This is a genomic window from Chitinophaga sp. Cy-1792, assembly GCF_011752935.1.
Classification (GTDB): Bacteria; Bacteroidota; Bacteroidia; order Chitinophagales; family Chitinophagaceae; genus Chitinophaga.
The window spans coordinates 190,473-204,130 of record NZ_VWWO01000002.1 but is presented as its reverse complement, the minus strand read 5'-3'; the positions used below and the strand labels follow the sequence as shown (position 1 = coordinate 204,130).

General features: G+C 44.8%; 16 protein-coding genes. 9 read left to right on the top strand and 7 right to left on the bottom strand.

The genetic code is table 11. The annotated features are described in order from the left end of the window. Nucleotides 1–65 precede the first annotated feature (65 nt). Nucleotides 66–2,615 (bottom strand): M1 family aminopeptidase, encoded by a 2,550-nt coding sequence (locus tag F3J22_RS15200; protein ID WP_167018813.1) that lies wholly within the window; start codon nucleotides 2,613–2,615, stop codon nucleotides 66–68. 173 nt (nucleotides 2,616–2,788) lie between these two features. On the opposite strand from F3J22_RS15200, the gene F3J22_RS15195 reads away from it, so the two are divergent. From F3J22_RS15195 to F3J22_RS15170, 6 genes are all read left to right on the top strand, one after another. Next, nucleotides 2,789–3,133: a YciI family protein gene (locus F3J22_RS15195; protein ID WP_167018812.1), complete on the top strand. Its 345-nt coding sequence runs from the start codon at nucleotides 2,789–2,791 to the stop codon at nucleotides 3,131–3,133. Further along, the gene (locus F3J22_RS15190; protein ID WP_205195320.1) at nucleotides 3,120–4,358 is read left to right on the top strand and encodes an RNA polymerase sigma factor; all 1,239 of its coding nucleotides are present in this window, start codon (nucleotides 3,120–3,122) and stop codon (nucleotides 4,356–4,358) included. The genes F3J22_RS15195 and F3J22_RS15190 overlap by 14 nt, the downstream gene beginning before the upstream one ends. Nucleotides 4,359–4,489: 131 nt before the next feature. Next, the gene (locus F3J22_RS15185; RefSeq protein WP_167018811.1) at nucleotides 4,490–5,215 is read left to right on the top strand and encodes a pirin family protein; all 726 of its coding nucleotides are present in this window, start codon (nucleotides 4,490–4,492) and stop codon (nucleotides 5,213–5,215) included. A gap of 6 nt (nucleotides 5,216–5,221) precedes the next feature. Further along, nucleotides 5,222–5,545, top strand: a complete 324-nt coding sequence (locus tag F3J22_RS15180; RefSeq protein ID WP_167018810.1) for a response regulator receiver protein — start codon at nucleotides 5,222–5,224, stop codon at nucleotides 5,543–5,545. A gap of 6 nt (nucleotides 5,546–5,551) precedes the next feature. Beyond that, nucleotides 5,552–6,487 carry a ring-cleaving dioxygenase gene (locus tag F3J22_RS15175; protein WP_167018809.1) on the top strand — a complete coding sequence of 312 codons (936 nt, stop codon included), beginning with the start codon at nucleotides 5,552–5,554 and terminating at the stop codon, nucleotides 6,485–6,487. 73 nt (nucleotides 6,488–6,560) lie between these two features. After that, nucleotides 6,561–7,184, top strand: a complete 624-nt coding sequence (locus F3J22_RS15170; protein ID WP_167018808.1) for an alpha/beta hydrolase — start codon at nucleotides 6,561–6,563, stop codon at nucleotides 7,182–7,184. Between the two features lie 3 nt (nucleotides 7,185–7,187). Here F3J22_RS15170 and F3J22_RS15165 read toward each other — a convergent pair whose 3' ends face one another. Beyond that, complete coding sequence (locus F3J22_RS15165; RefSeq protein WP_167018807.1) at nucleotides 7,188–7,775, bottom strand: Crp/Fnr family transcriptional regulator; 588 nt, start codon at nucleotides 7,773–7,775, stop codon at nucleotides 7,188–7,190. Between the two features lie 146 nt (nucleotides 7,776–7,921). On the opposite strand from F3J22_RS15165, the gene F3J22_RS15160 reads away from it, so the two are divergent. Further along, nucleotides 7,922–8,827 carry an NAD(P)H-binding protein gene (locus F3J22_RS15160; RefSeq protein ID WP_167018806.1) on the top strand — a complete coding sequence of 302 codons (906 nt, stop codon included), beginning with the start codon at nucleotides 7,922–7,924 and terminating at the stop codon, nucleotides 8,825–8,827. A 39-nt stretch (nucleotides 8,828–8,866) separates the two neighbouring features. Here the strand turns inward: F3J22_RS15160 and F3J22_RS15155 are convergent, their stop codons facing one another. The 3 genes from F3J22_RS15155 to F3J22_RS15145 are packed head-to-tail and all read right to left on the bottom strand — an operon-like array spanning nucleotide 8,867 to nucleotide 9,866. Further along, entirely contained in the window at nucleotides 8,867–9,070 is a 204-nt protein-coding gene (locus F3J22_RS15155; RefSeq protein ID WP_167018805.1) for a hypothetical protein, read from the bottom strand. 36 nt (nucleotides 9,071–9,106) lie between these two features. Continuing rightward, nucleotides 9,107–9,313 carry a hypothetical protein gene (locus tag F3J22_RS15150; RefSeq protein WP_167018804.1) on the bottom strand — a complete coding sequence of 69 codons (207 nt, stop codon included), beginning with the start codon at nucleotides 9,311–9,313 and terminating at the stop codon, nucleotides 9,107–9,109. A 1-nt stretch (nucleotide 9,314) separates the two neighbouring features. Continuing rightward, nucleotides 9,315–9,866, bottom strand: coding sequence for a hypothetical protein (locus tag F3J22_RS15145; RefSeq protein WP_167018803.1), 552 nt, complete (start codon nucleotides 9,864–9,866; stop codon nucleotides 9,315–9,317). 179 nt (nucleotides 9,867–10,045) lie between these two features. On the opposite strand from F3J22_RS15145, the gene F3J22_RS15140 reads away from it, so the two are divergent. Next, complete coding sequence (locus F3J22_RS15140) at nucleotides 10,046–10,966, top strand: AraC family transcriptional regulator (protein WP_167018802.1); 921 nt, start codon at nucleotides 10,046–10,048, stop codon at nucleotides 10,964–10,966. A gap of 70 nt (nucleotides 10,967–11,036) precedes the next feature. Further along, nucleotides 11,037–11,474 carry a thioesterase family protein gene (locus tag F3J22_RS15135; RefSeq protein ID WP_167018801.1) on the top strand — a complete coding sequence of 146 codons (438 nt, stop codon included), beginning with the start codon at nucleotides 11,037–11,039 and terminating at the stop codon, nucleotides 11,472–11,474. Nucleotides 11,475–11,549: 75 nt separating this feature from the next. On the opposite strand, the gene F3J22_RS15130 is transcribed toward F3J22_RS15135, so the two are convergent. Next, nucleotides 11,550–12,104, bottom strand: coding sequence for a hypothetical protein (locus F3J22_RS15130; RefSeq protein ID WP_167018799.1), 555 nt, complete (start codon nucleotides 12,102–12,104; stop codon nucleotides 11,550–11,552). Between the two features lie 799 nt (nucleotides 12,105–12,903). Next, a complete protein-coding gene (locus F3J22_RS15125) occupies nucleotides 12,904–13,656 on the bottom strand; it encodes a GLPGLI family protein (RefSeq protein WP_167018798.1) in 753 nt (250 codons plus the stop codon). Between the last annotated feature and the right edge of the window lie 2 nt (nucleotides 13,657–13,658).

Genomic DNA, 13,658 nt, shown 5'->3' with positions numbered 1-13,658 from the left:
GACGGCAGCCCTTTCTTTGTTTGGAAGGATAGCCGCAACGGGTGCGGGTGCCCTTAAACCCCGAATTACTTAAGCAATTGCTGTGCTCTATACAAATTATCCGTCGTCTGCAGAATCTTGCTTTTCAGCTTCTCATTATAACCAGGATTATTTCTCAGGAAATCCTGTACTACCTGCCATGCCGCAGCATCCTGGTAGTTGGAGAAGATGGCACCCAGCCATGATTGCGGGAAGAAGATATCGCCGGTATGCTGAATCTCTTCCAGCATGTTCAGGCTCTCCGGAAGGAACTTCCTGGAATACTGCTGACGCAAAGGATGGTGAAGATAGCTAAGGCCTACTGCTACCCAGGATTCTTTAGCCCTGTTTTTCCTTTCTTTCAGGCTGTTAAAGAACTGCTCTCTGGTAGCGGCATCCGGTGATAATGCCGGGATAAGGAAAGTCAGTCTGTCTTTTTTATCATTATCCTTCAGGCGCTCCTGCTGTTGCGAGATAACGGAAACATCGCCTTTTTTCAGGGCAATGGTGAGTGACAGTGAGATATAATCTTCTTCCGCGAGCTTCACATTTTCAGGTGCCTGCTGGCTTTGCCAGATGTTGAATACTTTTTCTCCGGCTTCGGGTGTCAGGTAAATATCCTGGTAGGCTTTGAACAGCAGTTTACGGTTATTGGGCGCCGTCTGTTTTTCCATGGCATCCCATATCTTCTTTTCCATACCAGCCACGATGGTACTACGTTCTGCCGGTTTGGTAAATTCCCAGAATAGTGTAGAGATATATCCGGTCAGTTGTTTAAGGTTGGTTTCTTCCTGTTCGGTGGCCAGTGCGTCGGTGAAGGCTGCCAGCAATTCGCCAGGGGCGTAGGTTCTGTTGGCCAACATATTCTCGTAGGCATTTACATAGGCAGAAGCTCTGTTGATAGGGCTTTCCAGGCGATTCAGCTTAGATTTCTCTGCCGGATCGGAAGGGAATAAGCCATAACCTAAGCCATTTCCATTGAAGATAATGAACAGTGGACGTGGCTTACCGGCGGCTTCCGGAATATCCATGGCCTGATCCTGCATATTTACGCGAATGCTGCTGGTAGAATCAGGATATACCAATGTCACATCGAACGACTGCGGCCATAATCTGGCTGCGCCGGATTCAGGTTGCTGGGTAATATGCAGCTGGCTGATTTTATCACCATCATAGTGGAGCTGATAATCGAATACCGGGCGGCCAGGCTGGTTTACCCAAACGGTATTCCATTTGTAGAGGTCAGCCGTGGTATATTTTGCCAGTATAGCGATCAGGTCGTTCCAGGTGGCGTTGCTGTAGGAGTATTTATGCAGATATTCCCGCACACCCTGCTGGAAATTCTCTTTGCCCATCAGCAGCTCTATCTGACGCATCATGATAGGCGCCTTATGGTAAATGATATTGCCGTACATAGTGCCGGCATCCTGGAGGTTATCCAGCTGCTGGCGGATAGGATTGGCGCCTGCGGTGCGGTCTACGCTATAGGCAAGGTTATAGTGGTCCTGGAGGAAACGCAGGTTGAAAGACTCGCTACCCTGTAGCTTTTCCGCCACCTTATCTGCCATAAAATTGGCGAATACTTCTTTCATCCACACATCATTGAACCATTTCATGGTCACCAGGTCTCCAAACCACATATGCGCGGTTTCATGGGAGATCAGGTTTGTTCGTGCCAGCAGCTGATCTCTGGTAGGATTTTGCAGGAAGAGAGAAGATGCTTTATACTGCACTTCGCCCGGGTGCTCCATCCCGCCAAACTGAAAATCAGGAATAGCAACAAAGCCTATTTTCTGGAAAGGGAACGCAATGCCAGTCCATTCTTCCAGGAAACGAATGGCTTCTTTATGTAATCTGAAAACAGAGTCTATGTTATCCCGTGGATCCTTTTCGCGGTACAGGAATGTTGCCGGACGGCCGTCCAGCGTGTCAGTGGCCTGGCTGTACTTACCGGCGGTAAAGGAAAAGAGGTAGGTAGGTAATAAGTCTGTTTCTTCAAAATTATGTACGATGGGAGTGCGTCCTTTCTGCACCATGCTTTTCAGGCGGCCATTTGCCAACGTTTTCCACTCTCCCGGCACAATTAAAACGAGTTTAAACTTCGCTTTCAGGTCGGGCTGATCGAAACAAGGGAAAACAACCCTGGCCCTGTCTGGCACAAACAGCGCGTACAGGTATTCTGCGTTACGGTTCAGGGAGCCGTCACCAGCGGTGAAGTCAATGATTACTGTATTGTTGCCGGTGTTCACGTATTGCGCAGGAATCAACACATGCTCCTGTTCTACTACTGGTTTAATGGTTTTACCATTTACAAGTAGTCTGCTGATATTGGAAGCAGGTTGTTTAAAGTCGAGCTGCAATGTCTGTGTAGCTTCTTTCAGATCAAACGTAATTGTTTCATGGGCGGTAATTGCCTCCGTTTTTTCTGCCGGTATCTGAAAATGTATATCGTAATGAATATCAGTGATCACCTGCTGTCTGTAGGTGGCAAGTTCCAGGGAAACCCCTGTAGTCACAGGTACCGGGCGCGCTGTTTGCGCGAATATGGCCGATGTGGTTGTTGTCAACAACACCAGGCCTGTAAGCAATGCTTTCATCAGATTCTGTTGGCTGGTAATAGTTAAGTTCCAAATATAATCATTTCCGGCGGAGACAGGTAGCCGATAACTATGGGCGAATTCCGTTAAATTGACATCAATAAAAAATATCCGGGTCATGATGTCCCGGTAGGAATACTTCGATCGTCATAGAAGTACAAAAACAAATTATCATGAAAGAGTTCGCATTAATTTTCAGACTGAATAATACTTCTGACGCAAAGCCTTCACCAGAGCAGTTGCAGGAGAGAATGAACTGGCTGGCGGGCATCGCTGCACAGAACAAACTTGTCGATAAAGGCAATACCCTTTCGCCGGTACAGGCCAAAACCGTAAAGCCTGGTGGCATCGTTACCGATGGCCCTTTTGCGGAAATCAAAGAATTTATCAGCGGTTATATTATCGTTCGTACGGAAACCATCGACGAAGCCGTAGCCATTGCACAGGAAAATCCCATCTTTAAAGTGGGAGGCAGTATTGAGGTGAGAGCGCTAATAAAACCACATGACAACAAATAACCAGGCAAACGAGATACTCCCCCATTTATTCCGGAGGGAGTTTACCAAAATGACGGCAGTATTATGCCGTCATTTTGGGCTGGAACATATGGAGATTGCGGAGGATATTGTCAGTGAAGTATTCCTCATTGCGGCCGAAAACTGGGCACTGAAAGGTATTCCAGACAATCCTTCCGGCTGGCTGTATACCGTTGCCAAAAATAAAACCAGGGATTATCTCAAACGGCAACAGGTATTTAATACCAGCGTATCACCCGTGCTACAGCAAAACCCGGTGTACATCTCCCCGGAAATAACATTTACAGAACAGCTGATCAATGATAGTCAGCTGGCGATGATATTTGCTGTTTGTAACGCGCATAATTCGCCGGAAGCACAGATTGCGCTTGCCTTACAGGTATTGTGCGGATTTAGTATTGAAGAGATTGCCCATGCGTTTTTGTCTAAACCTGAAACCATCAAAAAACGCCTGCAGCGTGCAAAGGAAAGGCTTCGCAGCGAATCTTTCCGTATCGACATCCTTCAGGAGGACGCATTGCTGAGTCGCCTCGATACCGTCCTCACCACCATCTACCTGCTTTTCAACGAGGGTTACTTTTCTCAGACCAGCAGTCTGACCATACGGAAGGAACTCTGTGCAGAAGCTATCCGGCTGGCGCTGGTACTTACCGACACTGCCTTTACGAACACGCCTGCACTCAATGCCTTGCTGGCGTTGATGTGTTACCAGAGCTCCCGGCTGGATGCCCGCACCAGCAACGAGGGAGAAACCCTGCTTTTTGAAGAGCAGGACCGCGGGCGCTGGGACCAATCCCTGATTGACCGTGGACACTATTTCCTGGTGAATGCCTGTACCGGCGAAACACTGAGCCGTTACCACCTCGAAGCTGCCATTGCCTACTGGCATACGCTCCCCGACAACGAAAACAAGTGGCCCAATATCCTGCAGCTGTATAACCAGCTTATTGTTCTCGTATATAGCCCCGTTACGGCGCTGAACCGTGCTTTTGCACTTTCCAGGGTATCCGGCCCCGAGATCGCCATTAAAGAAGCGCTTAAACTCAATTTATCAGATAACAGCTACTATCACGCCTTATTAGGCTATTTATACCGGAACATCTCCCCGAAAACCGCTGTAACCCACTACCAGCAAGCTATCTCCCTAACCCCTTCTACTACCGAAAAGCAGACACTGACCCGCCTGATGAAAGATATAGCGATTTAATTTTCAATTATTTATACATATAACCCTCAATTTCTTAATCTAGATTAAGACTGTTTCTTAATCCAGTTCATTGCTGGCGGAACGGCGGCATCCGACATTTGTGTTATCAAACAAAGCAAAGAACTAAGGATATGACAAGGTATATATTTCATAAAGAAGACAGCCGCCACCATGAATTTAACGAATGGCTCGACAGCAAAAAGACTTTCAGCTTTGCGGATTACTACAATCCTAAAAGGATGAGCTTCGGGGCATTGCGTGTATTCAACGACGACACCGTACAGGCTACCAAAGGCTTTGGCCGCCATCCGCACGATAATATGGAGATTATTTCCATTCCCCTGGAAGGAAGTTTAATTCATAAAGATAACCTTGGCAATGAAAAAGTTGTTAAGAAGGGTGAAATACAGCTCATGAGTACCGGCAGCGGTGTTTTTCACAGCGAGTACAATCATGAACAGGACAAGGCAACCCGCTTCTTACAGATATGGATATATCCCGCACAGCTCAATAATGCACCTGCGTATTCACAGGTAGCAATAAACGAAGCGAAAAGTCAGCATCAGTTCAGCACCATTGTTGCCCCTGAAGAAGGCCCTCATACTGCCCGTATTCAGCAGGATGCCTGGTTGAGCATAGGACACTTCGGTGCAGGTGAAACATTCCGCTATGATATCCGTAAAAAAGATAACGGCGCATATGTATATCTCATCAGCGGCAACATAGAAATCGACGGTCATAACTTATCCGCCGGCGATGCCCTCGGCATCAGCGATACCCATTCCTTTAGCGGAACGATAAAAAGTCAGGATACAACAATACTGATAACAGACGTACCGATGAACCTTGAAAAGTAACAGATCATGACAAGTAACATATCTCTCCGCCTGCTGGCAATAGGTTATCACCCTGAAATCATGCAGGTACTGCACCGGCTTATGAATAGCCATTCCGGCTGGAAAGGCGATATAGCCACCAGTCTGGAAGAAGCCACCAGTCTGATTACCAATAACACCTACGATGGCATATTGCTCGCTGTAGGCGTTACCCCGGAAGATGAAACATTCATCAGAACACAGGTGGAAATTACAGCACCCGATACTAAAATCATCCGCCACTACGGCGGCGGTAGCGGACTGCTGGAAAATGAAATCAGAACAACATTCGAAAATCTCACTACAAAATAATTTACTATGAATAACAATATTTTAGGCCTTCACCACATCACCGCCATCGCAGCAGACGCACAGCGTAACTATGATTTCTATACCAAAGTAATGGGACTGCGACTGGTGAAAAAAACTGTCAACTTCGACGATCCCGGCACCTATCACTTCTATTTCGGAGATGAACACGGCACACCGGGCACCATCCTTACCTTCTTCCCATGGGAAAATATTTCCAAAGGGCAGGCAGGTACCGGTATGGCCACAGAAATTGCCTATAGCGTACCTCAAGGCAGCATTGAATTCTGGAAAGAACGCTTTAAAAAATATAACGTTCCCTTTACCGAAGTGAACGAAAGATTCGGTGAAAAATTCCTCAGCTTCACTGACCCGGATGGCTTACAGCTTACCATGGTAGAACCTGCGAAAGTTGACACCCGTAGCGGCTGGACAACCGCCGAAGTAAACAAAGACGTTGCCACCAAAGGATTCCACAGTACTACCCTCATGCTTCGCAGCATAGAGCCTACTGCAAAAATCCTGACAGATATTTTCGGTTATGAGCTGCAGTCACAGGAAGGCAACCGTTACCGCTTTGCCACCAACGCAGTAGAACAGGCCAACATCATCGATCTGCTGGAAGCCCCTGACGGGCCTCGGGGCTACAATGCCGGCGGTACTAATCACCACGTCGCTTTCCGCGTAGCAGATGATAATATCCAGATGGAATTCAGAGATAAAATCCTCCGCAAAGGGTTACAGATCACACCAAAAATTGACCGTGATTACTTCTACTCTCTCTACTTCCGGGAACCAGGCGGCGTGTTATTCGAAATCGCTACCGACAATCCGGGCTTCACGGTAGATGAGCCACTGGAGCAGCTGGGTACTGGCCTTCGCCTGCCAAAGCAATATGAGCCGGCCAGAGAAGAAATTGAAAAGATATTACCCGTATTGAAATAAGATACCGATGCCGGCCCTGTTTGCACAGGGCCAGCATTAAAAAAATATTCACAACAACAGGAAGGAGTTAATTATGGCACATCAATATAAAGTTATTGCTGCCGGCAAACCGGTAGCGGAGGCAGAAAAGGCACTGATCATGATTCACGGCCGCGGTGCTACTGCCCGTGATATCCTTACACTGGCGCCACATTTAAATGTCAGTGATTATGCGTTGCTGGCCCCACAGGCCACTGGCAATACCTGGTACCCGCAGTCATTCCTGGCACCTATTGAAGAAAACGAGCCATGGCTCAGCAGTGCATTGGAAAATCTGCAGCAACTGACCAAAGAAGTCATTGCCGCAGGCATCAAAAAAGAAAATATTTATTTCCTGGGATTCTCGCAAGGGGCTTGTCTGACCATGGAATTCATTGCACGCAATGCGGATAAATACGGTGGAGCAGTCGCCTTTACCGGCGGCCTCATCGGACCGGCAGTAAATACGGCCAATTACAAAGGTAATTTTGAAAAGATGCCTGTATTTATTGGCAGCAGCGACCCTGATTTTCACGTACCGGTAACCAGGGTACATGAAACCACCAAAGTACTGGAAGATATGGGGGCGGATGTAACCACCATCGTTTACCCACAGATGGGGCATACTATCTCACAAAATGAAATTAATGAGGTCAACCGTTTAATATTCAGTAAGTAAGCCTTAGGGCTTACTTTTTTTATGCATACTGTTTCTCACCTTACTTAAAAATTCCGGCGAAACACCCAGGTAGCGCGCGATCTGGTTCTGTGGTACCCGTTGTACTATGTCGGGGTACTTTTCCATAAAGGCAACGTAGCGTTGTTCTGCGGTCTGCGAAACGAGGCTATGGAAACGGCGCTGCAGTGCAAACAGCGAGCGTTGCACTAACAGACGGAACAGCGTTTCAAATTTAGGTATGCGCTTATATAATTCTTCCTTGCTTTTATAATCGATGATCAGCAGTTCTGAATCTTCCAGTGTTTCGATAAACATATTGGAAGGTTTCTGTTCTGTAAAACTATACAGATCGCTTACCCACCAGTTTTCTATGGCAAATGACAAAATCGTTTCCGTACCATCTTCACTTAAAAAATAAGTACGTACACAACCCTTTACAATAAATGCTTCGAAATCGCAGATCTCTCCTTCCTGCAAGAGGTAGGTACGTTTCCTTACCCGCTTGAATTTCAGGAGTCCATGGAAGTACTCCCGTTCTTCCGGGGTGAGACTGATACACTTGTCCGTAAATTGATCTATAAGCTCATACATAGTATAAAGATAGGATGCTACCGCTAAAATAACCAGGCCCGGGGTTATTTTAATTTACCCCTTATGTTTGGCTACAACAAACCACGATTCGGTTATCTGTGTTATTCGTATAGGTGGCAACTTTGTTTTATTAAAAAAATGCGGATATGAAAATCGTATTAACTGGTTCAGTAGGAAATATAAGTCAGCCTTTGGCGAATAGTCTGGTCCACGACGGGCACGATGTTACCATTATCAGTACCAATCCGGCCAAAACGGCCATTATCAATGAATTGGGCGGCACAGCTGCCATTGGTTCCATTGATGATGTGGATTTCCTGTGTAAGGCCTTTGCAGGTGCGGACGCCGTATATTGTATGGTGCCGCCAAATTTCCGGGAGCCGGACCCGGTTGCTTACTATATACGTATTACAAATAACTACGCCAAAGCCATACAGGCGGCGCAGGTGAAGCGGGCAGTTTATCTCAGCAGCTACGGTGCGGAACACGAACAAGGCACCGGTGTGATCACGGGATCCCATAAAGGAGAAGAGCTCCTGAAAGCGGTACCGGGCTTATCCCTGACGTTTGTGCGGCCGGGTTACTTTTTCTATAACCTGTTAAACTTTGTGAAGATGATCAAAGTGGCGGGAATGATAGCGGCCAACTATGGCGGGAATGATAAATTATTGATGGTAGCACCTTCGGATATAGCTGCAGCGGTAGCGGAGGAGCTGGTGAACCCGAAGCCGGATGCGGTGCGTTATGTCGGCAGCGACGATCGTACCTGCAATGAAATTGCGGAAGTGTTAGGCAAGGCCATTGGTATCCCTGCGCTGCAATGGCAGGTAATAAGTGATGAAGATAATAAAGCGGGATTGATAGCAGCGGGCGTTCCTCCTGCTATGGCAGCCTCGTTGACGGAGCTGGGTCATGCTACCCATACCGGGCTGTTAAGGGGTGATGTAGACCAGCACCCGATACCTTTAGGCAAGGTGAAACTGGAAGATTATGCACCTACATTTGCAGCAGTGTATCATGCGACTAGTGTAGATGCACCTGTGGGGCATTAAGGAAATCAGTAAACAAAGGTGCTATGACTGCACCTTTGTTTATTCGCTTTTATGCCTTGCTATGTCCTCCTTGATCATGGCGATAAATTGCTCATGATCCACATTTGCAAGAAATTCTTTTGTTCGCGCCTGATTTTCAGGAAACCAAACCTTATCTTTTAGTCTATCTAAGGCCAATTCCAGGTAGTTTCTTTGGGGTACAGTTATCATTTTTTCTGTTTGACTTCCCTTTTCAAAAGGCATGTGATATCGCTTGATTTTCCTTCAATTAAATAAGAACTAAACGGCTCGCTTATGGCACGCAATATTTTTGTTGATCAAAGCCAGGAATTCTTCCTGGTCTGTTTCTTCAAGAATAGCTTTCATTCGAGCAAGACTTTCTGGGAACAAGATCCTGTCCTTCAATCTTTCTGAAACTAATGACAGATATAGCATTTCAGGTATAGTTATCATTTTTTCGGATTGATTTTCTTTTTGAGCTAGCATATTAAACAATTTTATTTTTATGACAATATATTACGTTGTATATTCCTGTTGGCCTATAGCATTCTGTTCTCTTAATGCCCTTTTTTCCTCTCCAACCGCCGTAAAATGTATATGATTTATTAAGTTCATCAATATTCTTATCAACAAACCATCTATAAGTCCTGATACGTCTATCCATGTTTTTACATATATCCGTACATTTTTTGCGACATAACTTCCTGCATTCCTCCGAAAACGCCTTACCAGAGTCACTTCCCTCAACAGACATTATAGCGTTTGGGTTCTCATCAAAAAAGTGCAGAACAGTATTTAAAACAGTATAAAAAACAGTGTAAACATCTCCGTTATTACTTATCACCCGGTCTATAATAGAATCTGTAAGTGGATCATAATCTCCAAAACCGAGGTTATAAACCGGATATTTTCCTAAATGCTGGGTATAAGTATATTCAACTGCTTTTACTATCTCCTCTGGTCCAGAGCTAACAAACGTATAAAGTTTGCTCTCATCCCTCAATTTTACATTTACGTGATAGGTTTTATCAAATGCCATTCTATAAATTTTGCCCAGTTATATTCGGTAAAACTTAACAGCCGGATTTCATAAAATTTTCACATAATAACCTGGTTATCATAGTGATAACACCACTCCGTCATTAGGTACTGAAAGTCAGTTTATTCGCTTCAAAAACTGTATTTTAAAATAATTTCAAAAAAATTGTAGCTTCAGTTATGCCCAGGAAAACGATACATCATGTCAATACCATCAGTGAGTTTCATAAGCTCAGAAAGCTGCCTGCGCCGGAGCATCCGCTGATCAGTGTCATTGACTTGAAAACGATTGATTACAGCACGGCGAAAGGCAGCACTTTTGCACCAGGATTTTATTCCATTTCGCTGAAACGCAACCCTGGCGCTAAAATCAAATATGGTCAGCAGCAGTACGACTTCGATGAAGGACTGATGTTCTTTATCGCACCCGGGCAGGTATTCAGTATAGAAACGGATGAAGAGCTCGCGGCAAAACATTCCGGGCTTATATTACAGGTGCATCCGGATTTTCTGTGGAATACGCCGCTGGCCACCAAAATCCGGCAATACGAATACTTTGACTATGCTGTCAATGAAGCGTTGTTTTTATCTGAAAAAGAAGAGGCGATTATCACCGGCATCATGCGGATAATAGAACAGGAACTGCATAACAACATTGATAAATTCAGTGAACAGATTATTATTGCGCAGCTGGAGGTATTGCTGGCCTATGCAGAGCGTTTTTATCAGCGGCAGTTCATCACACGTAAGATCAGCAATCATAAAATCCTGGAAAAACTGGAGGCATTGCTGGATGTACATTTCAGCGACAAGGCCCTTTCATCCTCCGGGCTGCCGGCGGTGCAGGATATCGCTGCAGCGTTGCACCTTTCGCCCAATTACCTGAGTGGGTTACTGAAAAGCGTTACGGGTAAGAGTACACAGCAACATATCCATGAAAAGATAATCGCTGTGGCCAAGCAGCAATTATCCGCGACGGAACTATCTGTTAGCGAAATCGCCTATGAGCTGGGATTTGAACATCCACAATCTTTCAGTAAGCTCTTTAAGGCAAGAACAAATTTATCGCCACTGGCCTTCAGGAAGATGTATAATAATTAATCCGCCTCATACGAGCAGATTTAACATCTCTCTATAATAATAGCAAAGGTATTTCTTCGTAAATTTAAGTATGGACAACATATATTTCGAAGGCCCTGTAATGTGGGCACAGCTAGATGCAAATATGCATATGAGACATTCCGCCTATGCGGATTTTGCTGCACAGGCAAGAATGAATATGCTGATCAGTGTGGGATTGGAGGTCAATGATCTGATGCGTTTGAAAATGGGGCCGATTCTTTTCCGGGAGGAGTTGATTTATCATAGGGAGGTGGGTCCTAACGATGTGCTGAAGGTAAGCTGTATGATCAGGAGATCGAAGAAAGATGGCAGCCGCTGGTCTGTTCAGCATGAGATATTTCGCCAGGATGGTGTGAAAGCTGCTACTGTCAATGTAGATGGTGCCTGGATAGATGTGTTGAAAAGGAAGCTTACAGCCTTACCGGAAGACCTGGCGGCGAAGTTCCAGACATTACCTTATACAGAAGATTACGAATCGCTGGATTAATAATAGCAACATGATGTTGTATAAAATAGAAGGTCCGTCTCTACATGGTAGAGACGGACTTCTTTTTCAGGAACATTAGCGAATGGAAACCGGTTTATCTTTCATAGAGATTTGCCGGTCAGATTCCAACTCCTTGATAAAGGGGAGATTGTTCTGTATATAGGCCTTGGTGGATTGTTCGAAATAGCTGTCCAGCTGGAAGAATTTAGCAGCGCGGGTTGCACCGAGCAGTTTATTCATTCTTCTGAAATAGCGCAATTGAAGATGGCTGTATTCCATATCATTGCTCATGAGCTGTTTGGTCAGAGAGTTCATTTTTCTTTCGTCGATAGAGGCAAATTCTTCATTGTACATTTTCAATAGGGCCAATCTTTCTGCCTGCCAGGGTCTTTTTTCATTTTCATAGTCAAACAATGCTTCCTGGAATGACTTTGTTTCCAGTGGTGAAATACGTAGATAATCCTGCATAAGCGCTTCCTTGTTTTTACCGAAGATTTCCATTACGATATCCTCATCCTCAATTGGCATAGCCACCGTTGTAGCCTGCGCAGTTTGCGTAGTCTCCGTAGATTGCGCAGCTAAGCGCATGGTGGCGCATACAACAACCAACAAACAAAAGAATTTTTTCATAATGACGTATTTTATGGTGATCGGTATAATGAGATCCACCACCGGACTGCGCTAATCCATCTTTGGTCTGACATGACCAGTGCTGATGAGTAAACGATGTCACCGTCAGAGGGGTAACTGCTTAGCTGGTAAGAGCTAACGGGGCACAAAAAATGCAAGGGTTTCTTCAGATAGTAATTCCGGAAATACGATCGATAAATTCTTCTCTCCGGGCCATTCCGTTCTGCTCCGTACTTATTCGCTGTGACGTAATCTTACAGATGTTGCGGTTACCTTAAAGCTACGGTTCCACTGAATGTTAAACGACAATGCGGTTTAGATCTCTGTCTGCGTAAAATTCTCATTCCATGAACTTTTCAACGGTTTAAGTTTTAAGATTAAAAAACAATACGTCCATTCAAAACAGGTGAGTGCCGTCCGACGAACATTCAATATATAAACTTCAATAAAAGATAATCAGAGAAAAATTTTTGCGGAGTGAGAGCACTCCGCAGTCATTCATTATAATTCCACGTTACGAAAAAGAAGTATCTTTTATCAATTATATAAATTCAATCTTTTATATAAATATTGATACAGGCTTGCTAATTCGAAATAAAAATTTAATGACGTTGCGGGTGGTTATGCTTAGGAGTTAATCATTTGATTCGCAGGAAGTCAAATTTAATTGCTTCTTTTTTATCCACCAAAAAAATAATTTTTTCCACATTTAAACAAAATCGCGAACAATAAATTGGGGTACTCAGCCATAAAAAAAGCCCCCCTCTACCGATGTAGAGGGGGGCTTTTTTTTATGTTATTATAGCTCCGCACTTTTGATAAATCGCTTTCCTCTTGTCCCCCATTGTCCTACTGCTTTTGTCATTAATTCATGCATCTGCTGACGGTTCACCACTTTTCCTTTTTTAGGCGGCTGCATAACAGCCGGCGGTGGATTATCAACCAATACCTTTGTAGCAAACCAGCTTACGTGATCATATGGCAACGCTACTCCCAGGATCATCCCGGGCAGGCCGGCAAAAGATTCAGGACCACCAGGCGCGATGATCTGATCTGTATAGAAAGCTACCACATAGATAGAATCCATGATCACCGCATTGGCACGCCTGCACTCAAACCCAGCGATATTACGGGTTTCATCAGTGATCTTCCAGTCAATCTTCCTGATACTATCCTGCAACAGGAAGTTTGTTTCAAAGAATGATTTCTTTGCTATTGTTTTCCCATCTGCAAAAGTATTGTAGATCACATTTTCGGAAGAAGGCACCTGTTCTATGCCTTTGTTACCATCTTCCGGCAAATAGAGGGAAGCAGTATCTGTAAAATAACAATCATAGAAAGCACTCTGAAACTTCAACGGATAGCGCTTTTTGCTGATCTCTTTCCAGGCATCATCATCTTCATCTTTGAATATCTCATCGATGTATGCATGCATATTCATTTTCCGTTCGTACTGAATCTTTCCGCTGTGCAGAAATACATCTGCCTGAGCACTCAATTTCCCTGCTACCAGCAGGAAACTTATAATGACTATTGCAATTTTTCTGATCATAA